Source organism: Paracoccus sp. PAMC 22219 (assembly GCF_000787695.1).
Lineage (GTDB): Bacteria > Pseudomonadota > Alphaproteobacteria > Rhodobacterales > Rhodobacteraceae > Paracoccus.
On the sequence record NZ_BBPH01000071.1, the window covers coordinates 1 to 14507 of the forward strand.

Genomic DNA, 14507 nt, shown 5'->3' on the forward strand with positions numbered 1-14507 from the left:
CCCCGCATACTTGATCAACGAAGAAGCCTCCGGGAAGCAGTCCCGGGGGCTTTCTTGCATGTCAGAGGCCGTAGATGCGGCTGAACTTCTGTTCCAGATAGTCCAGCAGCGGTTCGGGGCTGACCGTCTGGCCGGAAGCGGCCTCGATCACCTGGACCGGAGGCAGCAGTCCGCCGTGGCGCTGGACGTTCTCGCGCAGCCATTCGGTTGCGGGGGTTGCGTCGCCCTGGGCTAGGGAGCGATCCAGATCCGGCACCGCGCTGCGCAGGGCCTGGTTCAGGCAGCCCGCATAGACGTTGCCAAGCGCATAGGTCGGAAAATAGCCGAAAAGGCCCACGGACCAGTGGACGTCCTGCAGAACGCCGTTCGCGGGACGGTCGACAGCGACGCCGAAATCCTTGAGGAAGCGGGCGTTCCACGCCTCGACCAAGTCGCGCGTATCCAAGCGCCCCGAGATCAGGTCGCGTTCCAGATCGAAACGCAGCATGACGTGCAGGTTGTACTGCACCTCATCGGCCTCGGTGCGGATGAAGCCGGGGGTGACGCGGTTCACGGTGGCATAGAAGGCGTCGGGGTCGGTGATGTTCAGGCCGTCGAAGGCTCGGACATCCGCTCGAACAGCCAGCCGGTGAAGGCACGGCCGCGGCCAAGCTGGTTTTCATAGATGCGGCTTTGGCTTTCGTGGACACCCATCGACACGCCGCGTCCCAGCGGGGTGAAGGCATAATCGGGGTCGATGCCCAGCTCATAGCTGGAATGGCCGACCTCGTGGATGGTGGAGTAGAGGCAGTTGAACGGGTCGGTCTCGACCACCCGCGTCGTGATCCGGCTGTCCTGCCAGCGGCCCGAGCTGAACGGATGCACGGCAAGGTCCATCCGCCCCCGCGTCCAGTCATAGCCAAAGGCCGTGGCGCAGGTCCGCGCCAGGCGCAGTTGGGTTTCCTGGGGGAAGTGGCCCTTGAGCGCCTGCGGCTGATCGGCGCCCAGCACGTCGTCGCGCAGTGTGACCAGTCGCGGGCGCATTGCGTCGAAGAGCGATGCCAGACGCGCGCCGGTCATGCCGGGCTCGTAATCCTCCAAGAGGGCGTCATAGAGATCGCCGCCATCGGCGAGGCAGGCAGCCTCCTCGCGTTTCAGCATCAGGACCTGCTCCAGCGTCGGCAGGAAATCCTCGGGCGCGTCCTTGGCGCGGGCCTCGGCCCAGATGCCCTGCGCCAGCGAGGTCAGCCGCGCCAGCTCGGACGCCAGACGTGCCGGGATGCGGCTGGTGCGGGCGTAATCGCGCGTGATCAGCGCCACGGCACGGCGGTCGGCGGGGGTCTGCGGATCGGCGGCGTCCAGCCATTCGCCGATGCGGGCGTCGGTGCGGCGGTCGTGCAGAACCTCCTCCATCGCGCCCATCTCCTCTGCGCGCTGTTCGGCGGCACCGCGCGGCATCACGGTCTCTTGGTCCCAGCCCAGCCGTTCGGCGACGGAGGACAGGGCTTCGGTCTGGCGCTGGAAGGCCAGCAGGTCGGTCAGCGCGGTCATCGGATCGCTCCTCGGATCGAGGTTTCAAAGGGATAGCGCGCGTGGTGGCGCGCGCGCAGGATCATCGCGAACAGCACCACCGCGCCGAACTGGTGCGTCAGCGCCAGATGCAGCGGCGATGCGTGGATCACGTTCAGGATGCCCAGCCCGATCTGCGCGGCCATCGCCACGATCATCACTCTGAAGGCGCCGCGCGTCACCGGGTGGGGCGACCGGCGCGCGCGCAGCCAGACGACCACGGCGAAGATCGCCAGCAGATAGCCGGTCATGCGGTGGATGAACTGGACCAGCGCCGGGTTCTCGAAGAAATTGCGCCAGCCCAAGGTGCCGTCCCAGATCGCCGCCGGGATCCATTCGCCGCCCATCGTGGGCCAGCCGGTATAGGTGCGGCCCGCGTCGATGCCCGCGACCAGCGCGCCCAGCAGGATCTGCACGAAGGTCAGGTGCATCAGGCCGGTGGACATGGAGAACAGCTTGGCCTCTCCGGCGCGGCGGGACCGCAGCAGTTCAGCCTCCGAGCGTGACAGCTGCAGGACGTACCAAGTGATCAGGCCCAAGATCAGGAAGGCGATGCCCAGATGCGTGGCCAGCCGGTACGAGGCGACGCGCAGCATCCCCTCGTTCAGGCCGGAACTGACCATCCACCAGCCGATCGCGCCCTGCAGCCCGCCAAGCGCGCCCAAGCCCAGCAGGCGCGGCGTCCAGCCGGTGGGGATGCGCGACGTGGCCCAGAAAAAGACGAAGCCCAAAGCCCAGACCAGACCGACCACGCGGCCCAGCAGGCGGTGACCCCATTCCCACCAGTAGATGTACTGGAATTCCGACAGCGACATGCCGCGGTTCAGTTCCTGGTACTGGGGGATCTGACGATAGAGGTCGAATTCGCTTTGCCAGTCGGCGGCGTTCATGGGCGGGATCGCCCCGGTCACGGGCTTCCATTCGGTGATGGACAGGCCCGATCCGGTCAGGCGCGTGGCGCCCCCCACGACGATCATCGCCAGGACCAGCACGAACAGCACCGCCAGCCAGGCGCGAATCGCCCGGCGCGCACCGCGGGGGCGGGCGTCGATCATGCCGGTGGTCTGGACGGGTCGGGCTGCGGTCGGGTCCGAGACTTCCTGGAAGACAGGTCGCTTGGCCATCGCGGGGCTCCTTTGGGACGAAGGTTAGGGGCGGGTCAGCGCCGGGTCAACTGACGCAGGACGCCGTGCAGGATGCGCACGTCGCCCTTGGTCAGGGTCAGGCGCGACCACATGTTGCGCATGTTCAGACGCATCGACGCGGCCTTGGTCTCCGGAAAAAAGAACCCGGCCTGGGTCAGCTGGTCGTCATAGTGATCGCCCAGCCGCTCGATCTCGATGCGGTCGGCGGGGGATTCGGCTTCCGCGCGGCGCAGATGGGGCGCGGGTTCGGGCGGCAGGATGTCGCGGCCGAATTCGTATCCCATCAGCAGCACGGCCTGGGCCAGGTTCAGCGACGGAAAATCCGGGTTCACCGGGACCGTCACGATGGCATTGGCGCGGGCGATGTCGTCGTTTTCCAGACCCGTGCGTTCCGGCCCGAAGATGATCGCCGATCGTCCCTCATGGGCGCGGGCCTGGGCCATGGCGGTCGCCGGGGTATAGACAGGCTTGGTCAGTTCGCGGCCGCGCGCGGTGGTGGCATAGGCGAAATCGATGCCCTCCATCGCGTCGGCCAGGGTCGGATAGACGCGGGCAGTGTCCAGCACGCGACCGGCAGCCCCCGAGGCCATGGCGACGGCCTTGGGGTTGGGCCAGCCGTCGCGGGGATCGACGATGCGCATCTCGGTCAGGCCGAAATTCAGCATCGCGCGGGCGGCGGCGCCGATGTTCTCGCCCATCTGCGGGCGCACGAGGATGATGACGGGTTGGCGTTCGATCTGCATGGTCCGGCAGATAGTCCGTCTGGCGGCGGCGGGCAAGCTGCGCTATCTGCGACACAAAGGAGACCGCCATGACCGACGCCCCGCAATTGTATCTGATGACGCCCGCCGGTGCACAGGCATCGGCCCTTGGCCCCATGCTGGCCGAGGTGATGGACCGTGTCGCCCCCGCCTGCCTGCGCATCCGCGGCGGTGCCGAGGAGGACGAACTGGGCCGCCTGGCCGACATGGCGCGCGAAATCGCCCATGCCCGCGACGTGGCCGTGGTGATCGACGATCACGTCAAGCTGGCCCTGCGTCACGGGCTGGACGGGGTGCATCTGAACGACGGCGCCAAGGCCGTCCGCTATGCCCGCAAGGAACTGGGCGACGACGCGATCGTCGGCGCGTTCTGCGGAACCTCGCGCCACGAGGGCATGAACGCAGCCGAGGCGGGTGCGGATTACGTGGCCTTTGGCCCGGTCAGCGACAGCGCGTTGTATCGCGGCGACCCGGTGGAGCTGGAGCTGTTCCAGTGGTGGTCCGACATGATCGAGGTTCCGGTCGTGGCCGAAGGCGCCATCACACGCGAGCTGATTACCCAACTGTCGCCCATCACCGATTTCATCGCCCTGGGCCCCGAGATCTGGACCCAGGAAGATCCGGCCGCGACGCTCGCCCTGCTGTGGGGCTAAAGCGTCACGGGCGTCCGGTCGCCTGACGCGAACCGACGCAGCACCGCCGGATACAGGCGGTGCTCCTGCACCAGCACCCGCGCGGCCAGGGTCGCCGCGTCGTCGCCCGGCAGAACCGGTACGCGCGCTTGGCCCAAAGGGGGCCCCGCATCCAGTTCCGGCGTGACCAGGTGCACGGTGCAACCGGCCTGCGCGTCACCGGCGGCGATCGCCCGGGCATGGGTGTCGAGTCCGGGGTATTTGGGCAACAGAGAAGGATGGATGTTCAGCATCCGTCCTTGGAATCGCTGTACGAAATCGGGCGTCAGGATGCGCATGAAGCCTGCCAAGCAGATGATATCGGGTTCCGCCGCCAGCAGCGGCTCCAGCAGCGCCTGTTCGAACCCTGCGCGGTCGCGCGGAAAGGCGCGGTGATCGACGGCCGCGGTCGGCACGCCCATCTGGGCGGCGCGAGCCAGGCCGCCCGCCTGCGGATCGTTTGACGCGACCAGCACGGGCCGCGCCAAGTGATCGCCGGTCATGTCCTGCAGCAGGCGGATCATGTTCGACCCGCCCCCCGAGATCAGGATCGCGACCCGTTTCACGCAAGCGTGCCGGAATAGCGCACGCCCGCACCCGGCGTGACGGTGCCAAGGCGGTGCACGGCCTCTCCCTGCTGGGCCAGCAGGTCGGTCAGCGCATCGGCGCGGTCGGCGCTGACCACCAGGATCATGCCGATGCCGCTGTTGAAGGTCTTGAGCATCTCTGACATGTCGATCCCGCCGGCCTGCGCCAGCCAGCCGAAGACGGGGGGCAGCGGCCAGCTGCCCAGATCGATGTCGGCGCCCATGTCCTTGGGCAGGACGCGGGGCAAATTCTCGGTCAGGCCGCCGCCGGTGATGTGGGCCAGCGCATGCACGCCGCCCGCGCGGATCGCGGCCAGCGCGGGCTTGACGTAAAGCCGCGTGGGGGTCAGCAGCGCCTCGCCCAGGGTGGTGTCGGCAAAGGGGGCGGCGTCGGACCAAGCCAGACCTGCGCGTTCGGCGACCTTGCGGACCAGCGAATAGCCGTTGGAATGCACTCCGTCCGAGGCCAGACCCAGCAGCACATCGCCCTGCCCCACGCCCGCGGGCAGCGCGGCACCGCGGTTCATCGCACCCACGGCAAAGCCCGCCAAGTCGAAATCGCCGTCGTGATACATGCCGGGCATCTCGGCGGTCTCTCCGCCGATCAGGCGCAACCGGCGGCCTTGCATCCGCGGGCGATCCCCTCGACCACGCGGGCGCCCTCATCGACCGACAGCTTGCCGGTCGCGAAATAGTCCAGGAAGAACAGCGGCTCGGCCCCCTGGCAGACCAGATCGTTCACGCACATCGCGACCAGATCCTGGCCCAGACCGTCCAGATGGCCGGTGTCGATGCCGATGCGCAGCTTGGTGCCCACGCCATCGGTCGCCGCGACCAGGATCGGGTCGTCATAGCCCGCGGCCTTGAGGTCGAACAGCGCGCCGAAGCCGCCAAGCGCGTCCATGACGCCCGGCCGCTGCGTGGCGGCGGCGGCGGGCTTGATCCGTTCGACCAGCGCGTTCCCCGCGTCGATGTCGACGCCTGCGTCGCGATAGCTGATCCCGTTCTGTGTCATGTCGGCCCCTGGCTGATGTCGGCCCCCCGATAGCGGAACCGCACCCGTTGGGCAACGCCCAAGCTTGACCTGACCGCGTACGGGCACTAGGCAATGCGTGCTGCGGGGGCCTGTAGCTCAATTGGTTAGAGCAGGGCGCTCATAACGCCTTGGTTGCGGGTTCAAGTCCTGCCGGGCCTACCATCTCCACAGCAAGCCGGTATATGCGCGCAAGTGCACAGGTAAACCCGGATGGTTCACTTCGGTCCGGCCATGTTCCGATCTCGAAACCAGCCGCTTCGCGTCCGTTGCGCGGTTGTCCTTTTGGGCCTCGGCCAAAGTCTTTTTCCAGCCTTATACCATGATCGCATCCGCCGATCCCCTACTCTTCGAGATCATGGTCAACTGTGCCTTACGCTACTCGTCAGCCCGGCAGCTCCAGCGCCGTCATTGATGACGTCGCCCGATCCAATTGAGGCTCTCGGACGCATCACAGTCGGACTGCAGGAACGTCGGGTGCCCGGCACTGCATTCGACTGCTGCCAGCATCTGGCTCTTTTCTGCCCTTCAGGTGGGCGTGCCGATGGGCCACTGCGACGACCAGGGGATGTGGGCGTTTGCACCGGCCTTGCTCCGGCTGAAGACCAAGAGACTGTCATGGCCAACGTGCTGTCCGTCCAGTGGGACGGCATCGACAGTTGCGCCGCGAATTCTGACACCGCCACAAATGAGACGCGATGCACAGTTCCGATTGCCTAGTAATCCCGAAATGCGGCGATGTTGTCTGCAGACAAATTCGTGTAACCACCCGTTTTGGTGTGAGCCAAGACGACAATGGTTCTGCGCGAATGCTCTTTTAGGGTTTCGAAAGTTTGCAAATCAAGTGCCGGCATTTTTTTCGCTTTCTCACCTTTTGGGGCAATTAGCCCAGTCAGATCTGCCCCTGATGCGGTGCTTATGAGATCCGGCAATGGGGAAATGGCCATAAGACGCGCTTATAGCTTCCTACGCGCAGCACACTCTGTGACGATAGGTTGCGGAGAACGCACTGAACTAATCTATTGCCAGCATCACTCAGGTTTCTTCGGCGATCTTGCGAGGGTGCATGGCCGCAGCTCCTCGCCGATAGTCTCAGCCGCTGCTGAAGCCCGCGGTCAAGTCGGGATCCCTTCTGTAGACACTATCTGCGAGCGTCACCTCCCGACTGCCTGATGACACAGCGTACCTCGTCGTCGGCACCCTCGGCCTTACAGGTTATGCTGGACGAGACTTCGTCAAACGCAAGACGGTCATACACACGCCAGCCGCAAAGCCCCTTGCGAAGGGTCGAGAGCCCGCAAAGCGCGGTTGAACTGAGGCTTAGGGTCAGGCCTCGTTCTTGTTTCATAGTCAGACCGTGACGGTTGCGGTGCGGGGTCGACGCATGCGTTGACGCGGAGAGGAAGACCTTCGGACATCTGTCGTGATCCGGGTTGCGACCTGCCGCCAGTCCTTGAGCCTGCCGAACATGATTTCGATCCTCTCGCGGCGCTTGTCGTGCCTGATTGGCTTGCCGCGCGACTTCCGGCCCAGGGTCATGGGTATTCCCTTGTCTTTTAACGCTTCTCTGAACCAGTCGGCATCATGGTCCCGGTCGGCCAGCCACCGCTCCGCCTTTGGCGAGCTGCCCGGCAGGGCTGCCGCACCCATGTCGTCGCTGACTTGGCCTGCCGTCATGAGTTCGAGGACCAATCCCTCGAGAACCGGATCGGGCGGCCATCGGCATCGGTGACGGCATGCAGCTTGGTGTTGATGTCGTGCGCTCTCGGGGAAACAGTCCACCGGACTGTTACCCGAGAACTCCGGCCGATCAGACGGCCCCTCCGGTCGCCTGGCCGCTCCTTTTCGACCGCAGGCTGATCGCAGTGCGGTGCGCCTTGAGAGAGGTCGCGTCGATCATTGCCGTCTTCGGGACGGCGGCCTCGGCGGTCGGCCGAGCCATCGTCCGGGCGAAGACTCCCCGTTCGTGGCTGCACGCAGACCAAAGGCGTTTGCCACTCACCTTCACCGCTTCCACCGGGTGCAGAGCGTCTCCGACGGGCCATGTTCCTTGGGCGCATCGCGCCACCGCAAGCCATTGAGGTTGATGAAGATCATTCCGATAATCACCCGCTGGTCATTGATGCGGGGTTTGCGTTCGCAGGCTCACCTCTCGGGAAAGAAGGGCTGCAGCCGCGTCACCTGCTAATTGAGCGTTCTCTATAAGGCGGTATCGGTGGTCAGCAGGCGCCGGGCTGCCCACCAGCTTGCCGCGGCCATCGTGCCTGCCGTGGCCAGGCACAAGGGCAGCCCGCCGACCTGATAGGACAGGCCAGACAGCAGCGTTCCGATCAGGCGACCCGATGCGTTGGCCATGTAGTAGAACCCCACATCCCGCGTGATCCGGTGTGCCTGACCAAATGCCAGGATCAGGTAGGAGTGCACCGAAGAGTTCACCGCAAAGACGAACCCGAAGGCCAGCAGGCCCAGCACCAGCAGCGCCGTCAGCCAAGGGGCCGGGTCGCCCGCGGCAAGCACCGCCGCGGCCATCGCAAAGGGGATGGGGACCAGCCAGCCTGCCCACCGGACCGCGTCGCGGGTGACCTGCGCCTCGGGGCGGTCCGCGCCGCCGAGGATGCGCGGGGCTGCGGCCTGCACCGCACCATAGAGGATGATCCACAGCGCCATGAAGCCGCCGACCAGAAAGAACGCCTCGCGACGGCCCTCGGCAGTGCCGTCGGACAGGACGGCCTGAAAATAGATCGGGATGCCGACCACGAACCAAACATCGCGCGCGCCGAACAGGAACATGCGCGCCAAGGACAGCCTGTTCACGCGGCTGTCGCGCGACCGCCAGCCCGACCAACCCTCGGATGAGGTGACGCGTCCGGGCAGGCCGGGGGGCAGGAACAGGACCACCGCCAGCAGGATCACGGCCAGCAACGCGGCCATCCCCCAGATCGCCGCCTGGAAGCCCGCAAAGGCCAGCAACGCCGCGCCCAGGAAAAAGCCCAGGCCCTTGACGGCGTTCTTGGACCCGGTCAGCGCCGCGACCCACCGGAACAGCCCACCGTCGGCGGCGGGGGCCAACACCTTGACCGCGGATTTCGACGACATCTTGGACAGGTCCTTGGCCACGCCCGACGCGCCCTGCACCGCCATCACGAACATCACCGAGGCCGTGACGCCCCATGTTGGGTCAAGCTGTGCCAAGGTCGCCAGCGCGGCGATCTGGATGCCCAGACCCGCATACAGGGTCGCGGCCAGCCCGAACCGCGCCGCCAGCCAGCCTGCGGCCAGGTTGGTGACGATGCCCGCAAGTTCATACAGCAGGAACAGATAGGCCAGCTGCACCGGCGAAAAGCCCAAGCCGTTGAAATGCAGCAGCACCAGCATGCGCAGCGCGCCGTCCGACAACATGAACGCCCAATAGGCCGCCGTCACCGAGGCATAGGCCCGGACCGGGTTCATGCCATCCGCCCCGCGACCATCCGCGCGACATCGACCAGCCGGCAGGCATAGCCCCATTCGTTGTCGTACCAGGCATAGACTTTGACCTGCGTGCCGTTCACGACCATCGTCGATCCCGCATCGACGATCGCGCTGCGCGGATCGTTGACGTAATCGGTCGAAACCAGCGGGCGCGTCTCGTACCCCAGGATGCCGTTCAGCGGGCCCGTGGCGGCGGCGGCGAACAGGGCGTTGACCTCATCGACGGTGGTGGGACGCTCGACCTCGAAGACACAGTCGGTCAGGGAGGCGTTCAGCAGCGGCACCCGGACCGCGTGGCCGTTCAGGCGGCCGGCCAGTTCGGGATAGATCAGCGTGATCGCCGTGGCGCTGCCGGTGGTCGTTGGGATCAGGTTCATCAACGCGGACCGGGCGCGGCGCATGTCCTTGGCAGGCCTGTCGACGATGGTCTGGGTGTTGGTCACGTCATGGATCGTCGTGATCAACCCGTGGCGGATGCCCAGGGCCTCGTGGATGACCTTGACCACCGGGGCCAGGCAGTTCGTCGTGCAGCTGGCCGCCGTCACGATGCGCTGGCTGCCGTCGTACAGGTGATGGTTAACGCCATAGACCAGGTTCAGCGCTCCGCCATCCTTGACCGGCGCGCTGACCACCACCCGGGCCACGCCCGCATCGAAATAGGGCGTGATCCGGTCCGCGGTCTTGAACACGCCGGTCGCGTCGATGATTAGATCCACGCCCAGATCGCGCAGCGGCAGGGCGTCGATGGTCCGGTGATGGGTCAGCGGGATGCGATGACCGTCCAGAACCAGCGCCGCGCCATCGGCGGCGACCGGAACAGGCCAGCGGCCATGGACGCTGTCGAACTCCATCAGCAGGGCGTGCTGCTCCGCGTCGCCCGCAGCATCGTTCAGCAGGACGATCTGGTCCCCTATGCCAAGGTCGATCATCCGGCGCAGGGCCAGCTTTCCGATGCGGCCCAAGCCGTTCACTGCGATTCTGGTCATGGGGTCAATCCTTGGAAAGTTCGCGGGCATCGATCTGATCGACCCGGTTCTGAAGGGAGATGCGGTCCAGGCTGGCCACCGGCAGGGCCGCGAACGCCTCTATCCTGCGGCGCAGGGCCGCGTAGGTCTGGGCAAAGACCAACGCCTTTTCGGCATCCGTCCCTTGCGCCTTGACCGGATCGGGCAAGCCCCAGTGCCCGGTGATCGGCTGGCCCGGCCAGGGGGGGCATTCCTCGGCCGCGGAGGTGTCGCAGACGGTGAAGACGAAATCCATGACCGGGGCATCCGGGGATTGGAACTCCGAAAGGTGCTTGGACCGCAGGGCGGTCGTGTCGTGGCCGTTGCGGTCCAGTACCTGCAGCGCGTGGGGGTTCGGATGCGTCCCCGCCCGCGTGCCCGCCGAATGCGCGACGAACCTGTCGCCGCCCAGATCGCGCAACAGCGCCTCGGCAAAGAGCGAGCGGGCGGAATTGCCGGAACAGATGAACAGCACGTGGAATCCGGTATCCGTCATGGTCGTCTCCTCGGATGGGGGGATTTGGGTCAGCAGGTCCGGGCGCGCGCGCCCCAGATCCAGAGCCAGATAGCCCAGCAGGCGCCCTGTCGCGTCCAGATCGACCGAATACAGCAGCGACCGCCCCTGCCGCCGCACGGTCACCAGCCCGCAATCCGTCAGGTCGGATAGGTAATGCGACAAGGTGTTCGGCTTCAGCCCCAGCGCCTGCGCGATCTCTGTCGGGCGGACGGCACGGGGGGCAAAGCGCATCAACAGCCGGGCGACCGCAAGGCGTCCGGGATGGCCAAGGGTGGCAAAGGCGTGGGCGGCGCGGTCATGTTCCATGATTCCCGAATAATGGAATAATGTGGCGCACGCCAGTGAACCTTTCATGACAGAACCGCGTCACTGGGCCGACAGCAAATGGCCAAAACCGCGCTGGCTGTGGATCAGGTGTGAGGCGCCATCCGATCCAGCTTTCTGTGCGGATAGGCGATACAGAGCTCGACGATTTTTGTCGGCGGGTGGGAATTGCAGCCTCAGACGCCTTTCAGAATATCGCCCCGCACCAATGCACCTTGTCATGGCGTTCCGCAGAGACCCGCAGAAGCGGGACCTCCGTCGCCGTCATGTCCGGTTCGCGGTCGAGCCGGGGCAGGACAGCCATCCGGGCAATGAGGCCGGTTTGGTTTCTGGTCTGCGTCCTCCTGATGCGCTGAACGTCGGCGCGGCGTTTGGCAGGCTCCCGGAAGACCTTAGGACACAGCGCCAGACCATGGCATGGCTGCGCGCCCTGAGGTCGAATACGCTCTGAACCTCCTACGGAAGCGTCTTCAAAGGGAGTGGATTGCTTGTCTTTGACACGCCCCCCACGATGGAAATCACCAATCCGCATGCCTTCCGAAAGGAAAAGAGGATACGCGACAACCGTTAATCGAAGCGCTGATGACGAATGCATCGGCACGATTCCGAAGACCTTTGAACGTGCTGGCGCCCAATCGAGGAAAGATCGAATGACCAATATCGTTTACGAAATTGTCGAACATGACGGTGGCTGGGCGTACAAGCTTGGCGACGTATTCTCGGAAACCTACCCTTCGAAGGAGCTTGCAACCGCTGTGGCGAACGACGTCGCAGAGCGCCAGCAGATTGCCGGAGAGCCCGAGGTCGTTCAGTACCAGGATGCAGAGGGAGTCTGGCGTGAGGAAAGCGTATCAGGCGACGATCGCCCCGAAGTCGATGTCCGCGACGGCGCGACGTAGGGGGAGCGTTTGCGACCTCTTCGTTTGCCAAAGCTCACTGCCGTTCCAGATGAGTTGGCCTATGCAGATTCGGCGTGTTTGACTGCCGACGCCGTTCGCTGGGGGATTAACAAACCACCTTATTAAATAGGGGTCACCACCGGAAATCGCTGCCTGTATCGCGATGCGGCCTGATCGCGGATCCTGAAATATAGATTTGGCTTTTGCAGCCGAAGGACAGGATTGCCGCGTGACGCTTTGACTACTGGGCAGTTCTGGCGGTGTGCGAATGGCCAGAATTCCAGCCGCCAGCCGTGACATTGCTGATCGGGCTTGTCCTCTCAACGCGGTACGCGCCCGCGCAGGACGCGTTCACCCTTGGCCACAAGGCGGCTGCATCATTGGGAATCGTCGTGGAGGGTGTGCTGATCTCGAGGGTTGCATCGACGGCACGGTTCACCGCGACCACCGCCAGCACTTCGAATGCATCGGTTAAGTCGGGCTGGTCGTCCTTATGCCCTATGGTTTCTGATCAGACCGGACCATTTGCGCCTGCTGCCATCCCAAGCAGTGGTGGGCGCGCCGTGCTTTTCGCCGTTGCTGTATCACGCACAACGCGCGACATAAGTATTTCGGCTGGCGATCTGCCTTGGAGCGTCAGGCGAAGGGCGATTCTGTAGGACGTGTTGCTGGGCGTCGAACCGAGAACGATCCTGAGGCTGCTGGGGCCGAATAGGTTGAGAAGAATCCTTGCTGCTGGGACATTTGGTGGGGCCTTGGAGGCTTGACCGGGGGCAATTGACGCTGGACGGACACGACATCGCCTTCATGGGGTCGCGCGGCTTGGCATGCCGCGTAGAGCTGTTCTATCAGTATGCCGCGACCGAAATGAATGTGACAGTCCAAGATGTGGTGATGATGGGCCTCACACAGCCCGACAGGAATGTTCAGCAGCCGACATGGCGTCGGTCAACCGGGCGCTGGAACAGGTGGACATTACCATGTTGCGGGGCGAAATCTGGCTGGGCCTGTCGGGCGACGAGCGCCAGCGTGTCCGGATCGCCCACGCCTTGCCCAGCGGGAATAAGAACGGTTCATGGACGCGGCGACCAATCATCTGGACATCCAGCTCCAACTGGATCTGCTGTGCCTGATATCCATTCAGAGCCTGACCGGCATCGTGGCGCGGCCCAACCTGAACCACCCTGCGATGTTCCGCGACAGGCTGTAGGTAATAGATAGGCGCGGCGTCTTGGCGGATGGTCACCCCGCGACTGTGCGGATCCGGGATAAACCTATCCATGCCTTTCGCACGACACCCAAGTCGGCAGCCACGATATCGCGTTTTGATGACCACCCGACAATCACCGCAAAACATGACAACCTGCGCAACACAACGACAGCCAACCACTCAATTAAACGTTGAATTTAAGCGATTTTTTGCCGTTCTGCGCCAATGACTTTAACTTGACGTGACACGGTGGCGAGGTCGGTTATGGGTCCATTAACTTGCGCTTCACCCCTGCGGCTGACCGATCGTTGTCACGCACGCATCACAGCAGAGGCCCGTGCCATGACCCGACGCCGCAGCCAGCTGAATGCCCGCCTTGGGGCGCTGAGCATTACCGCCTTCCTGATCGCCACGCAGGCGGCGGCCCAGACAAGCGGGGGCGGACTGCCCACCGCGCAGGACATCTGGCGGCATCTGCCCCCCTGCCCGGTCAAGCCGCCGAACCCGCGCCGGTGCCTGCGCCCGAGGTGCCGCCGACCCCCAGACCTGAGCGTCCGGCTGCGGCGATACCCGCGCCAAGCGCACCTGTCGCCGCGACCCCTGTAAGCACCCCATCCGTGACGCCCCGCCCGAGCCCTCCTGCAGTGACCTCCCCCATGTTGTCACGAACGCTCGCTCAAGTGCGGGTCGTGATTCACTATCCTGAACGCGGCGGGTTCCAGCGCTCCGAAGAACTGGTCCGCCTGCTCCGAGCCGTCGGTACGGGAGAGGTCGAGACGCGTCCGGTCCGCTATGCCGTGGACCGTCAGAGCATCCGCTATTTCCACGCGGCCGACCGGGATGTTTCCGGTGCCATCGGCGACATGGTCGGCGGAGGCGGTCGGGCGACAGTGTCGGACTTCACCTTCTTTCGCCCTACCCCGAGAGACGGTACGATAGAGATCTGGCTTCCCTGATCCACGTCGGCAAGAATAGTGGATCGCTTTAGGTTCCTGTTCAGATTGGCCGGGCATTCCAATACACACAGTCCGCCACGCACGTGATTGAGGTTGTCCCTGGAAGCTGGACACTGACGTAGGCTCTGTTTTTGCTGTCTGCTGATCTTCATTACGAGGGAGATCGACGATGTCGAAACGAAGGCCGCACGCGCCCGAGTTCAAGGTGAAGGTGGCAGTTGAGGCGCTGAAAGGCGAGGAGACCGTGTCGGATCTTGCGAGCCGGTTCTGCGTGCATCCGACGATGATAGATCAATAGAGTTGGGAGGATCAGAAAACGATCCAGTGAATCGTTTTCCCGACCGACGCGCTGCTCGGTGGCGCGTCCGGTGTCCTTGAACG

Annotated in this window: 13 protein-coding genes, 1 tRNA gene and 3 pseudogenes; 7 read left to right on the forward strand and 10 right to left on the reverse strand. The window is 64.8% G+C overall.

The window, feature by feature from the left end:
- Positions 1 to 61: 61 nt before the first annotated feature.
- The 3 genes and pseudogenes from TY51_RS08470 to TY51_RS08480 form a co-directional block, all read right to left on the reverse strand.
- A pseudogene (locus tag TY51_RS08470) lies at positions 62 to 1530 on the reverse strand (carboxypeptidase M32).
- Positions 1527 to 2672, reverse strand: coding sequence for a heme A synthase (gene ctaA, locus TY51_RS08475; RefSeq protein ID WP_042248321.1), 1146 nt, complete (start codon positions 2670 to 2672; stop codon positions 1527 to 1529). The pseudogene TY51_RS08470 and the gene ctaA overlap by 4 nt, the downstream one beginning before the upstream one ends.
- A gap of 35 nt (positions 2673 to 2707) precedes the next feature.
- The gene (locus TY51_RS08480) at positions 2708 to 3436 is read right to left on the reverse strand and encodes an RNA methyltransferase (protein ID WP_042248324.1); all 729 of its coding nucleotides are present in this window, start codon (positions 3434 to 3436) and stop codon (positions 2708 to 2710) included.
- 68 nt (positions 3437 to 3504) lie between these two features.
- Here TY51_RS08480 and TY51_RS08485 point away from each other — a divergent pair, with 68 nt between their 5' ends.
- Positions 3505 to 4107 (forward strand): thiamine phosphate synthase, encoded by a 603-nt coding sequence (locus tag TY51_RS08485; protein WP_042248326.1) that lies wholly within the window; start codon positions 3505 to 3507, stop codon positions 4105 to 4107.
- On the opposite strand, the gene purN is transcribed toward TY51_RS08485, so the two are convergent.
- Together purN and purM are read right to left on the reverse strand one after the other, a co-directional pair.
- Positions 4104 to 4691, reverse strand: coding sequence for a phosphoribosylglycinamide formyltransferase (gene purN, locus TY51_RS08490; protein ID WP_042248329.1), 588 nt, complete (start codon positions 4689 to 4691; stop codon positions 4104 to 4106). The genes TY51_RS08485 and purN overlap by 4 nt on opposite strands.
- A pseudogene (gene purM, locus TY51_RS08495) lies at positions 4688 to 5727 on the reverse strand (phosphoribosylformylglycinamidine cyclo-ligase). The gene purN and the pseudogene purM overlap by 4 nt, the downstream one beginning before the upstream one ends.
- Before the next feature lie 106 nt (positions 5728 to 5833).
- Between purM and TY51_RS08500 the strand changes: the two are divergent.
- Positions 5834 to 5910 (forward strand) — tRNA-Ile (locus tag TY51_RS08500).
- Positions 5911 to 7120: 1210 nt separating this feature from the next.
- On the opposite strand, the pseudogene TY51_RS20970 reads toward TY51_RS08500, so the two are convergent.
- From TY51_RS20970 to TY51_RS08525, 4 genes and pseudogenes are all read right to left on the reverse strand, one after another.
- Positions 7121 to 7926: pseudogene (locus TY51_RS20970) on the reverse strand (IS5 family transposase); the annotation flags it as partial.
- An 18-nt stretch (positions 7927 to 7944) separates the two neighbouring features.
- Positions 7945 to 9195 carry an organoarsenical effux MFS transporter ArsJ gene (arsJ, locus tag TY51_RS08515; RefSeq protein ID WP_042248332.1) on the reverse strand — a complete coding sequence of 417 codons (1251 nt, stop codon included), beginning with the start codon at positions 9193 to 9195 and terminating at the stop codon, positions 7945 to 7947.
- A complete protein-coding gene (locus TY51_RS08520; RefSeq protein WP_042248335.1) occupies positions 9192 to 10202 on the reverse strand; it encodes an ArsJ-associated glyceraldehyde-3-phosphate dehydrogenase in 1011 nt (336 codons plus the stop codon). The genes arsJ and TY51_RS08520 overlap by 4 nt, the downstream gene beginning before the upstream one ends.
- Positions 10203 to 10206: 4 nt before the next feature.
- Positions 10207 to 11043, reverse strand: coding sequence for an ArsR family transcriptional regulator (locus TY51_RS08525; RefSeq protein WP_042248339.1), 837 nt, complete (start codon positions 11041 to 11043; stop codon positions 10207 to 10209).
- A 238-nt stretch (positions 11044 to 11281) separates the two neighbouring features.
- On the opposite strand from TY51_RS08525, the gene TY51_RS22585 reads away from it, so the two are divergent.
- From TY51_RS22585 to TY51_RS21835, 5 genes are all read left to right on the forward strand, one after another.
- Positions 11282 to 11512 (forward strand): hypothetical protein, encoded by a 231-nt coding sequence (locus TY51_RS22585; protein ID WP_042248342.1) that lies wholly within the window; start codon positions 11282 to 11284, stop codon positions 11510 to 11512.
- Between the two features lie 199 nt (positions 11513 to 11711).
- A complete protein-coding gene (locus TY51_RS08535; protein WP_042248344.1) occupies positions 11712 to 11960 on the forward strand; it encodes a DUF2188 domain-containing protein in 249 nt (82 codons plus the stop codon).
- Between the two features lie 1075 nt (positions 11961 to 13035).
- Complete coding sequence (locus tag TY51_RS24005; RefSeq protein ID WP_255351397.1) at positions 13036 to 13170, forward strand: hypothetical protein; 135 nt, start codon at positions 13036 to 13038, stop codon at positions 13168 to 13170.
- A 342-nt stretch (positions 13171 to 13512) separates the two neighbouring features.
- Positions 13513 to 13776 carry a hypothetical protein gene (locus tag TY51_RS08545; protein WP_042248345.1) on the forward strand — a complete coding sequence of 88 codons (264 nt, stop codon included), beginning with the start codon at positions 13513 to 13515 and terminating at the stop codon, positions 13774 to 13776.
- 83 nt (positions 13777 to 13859) lie between these two features.
- Positions 13860 to 14126 (forward strand): hypothetical protein, encoded by a 267-nt coding sequence (locus tag TY51_RS21835; protein ID WP_156117959.1) that lies wholly within the window; start codon positions 13860 to 13862, stop codon positions 14124 to 14126.
- Between the two features lie 151 nt (positions 14127 to 14277).
- Here TY51_RS21835 and TY51_RS23320 read toward each other — a convergent pair.
- On the reverse strand, positions 14278 to 14507 hold a 230-nt coding region (locus TY51_RS23320; protein ID WP_231558972.1), incomplete at its 5' end, for a hypothetical protein.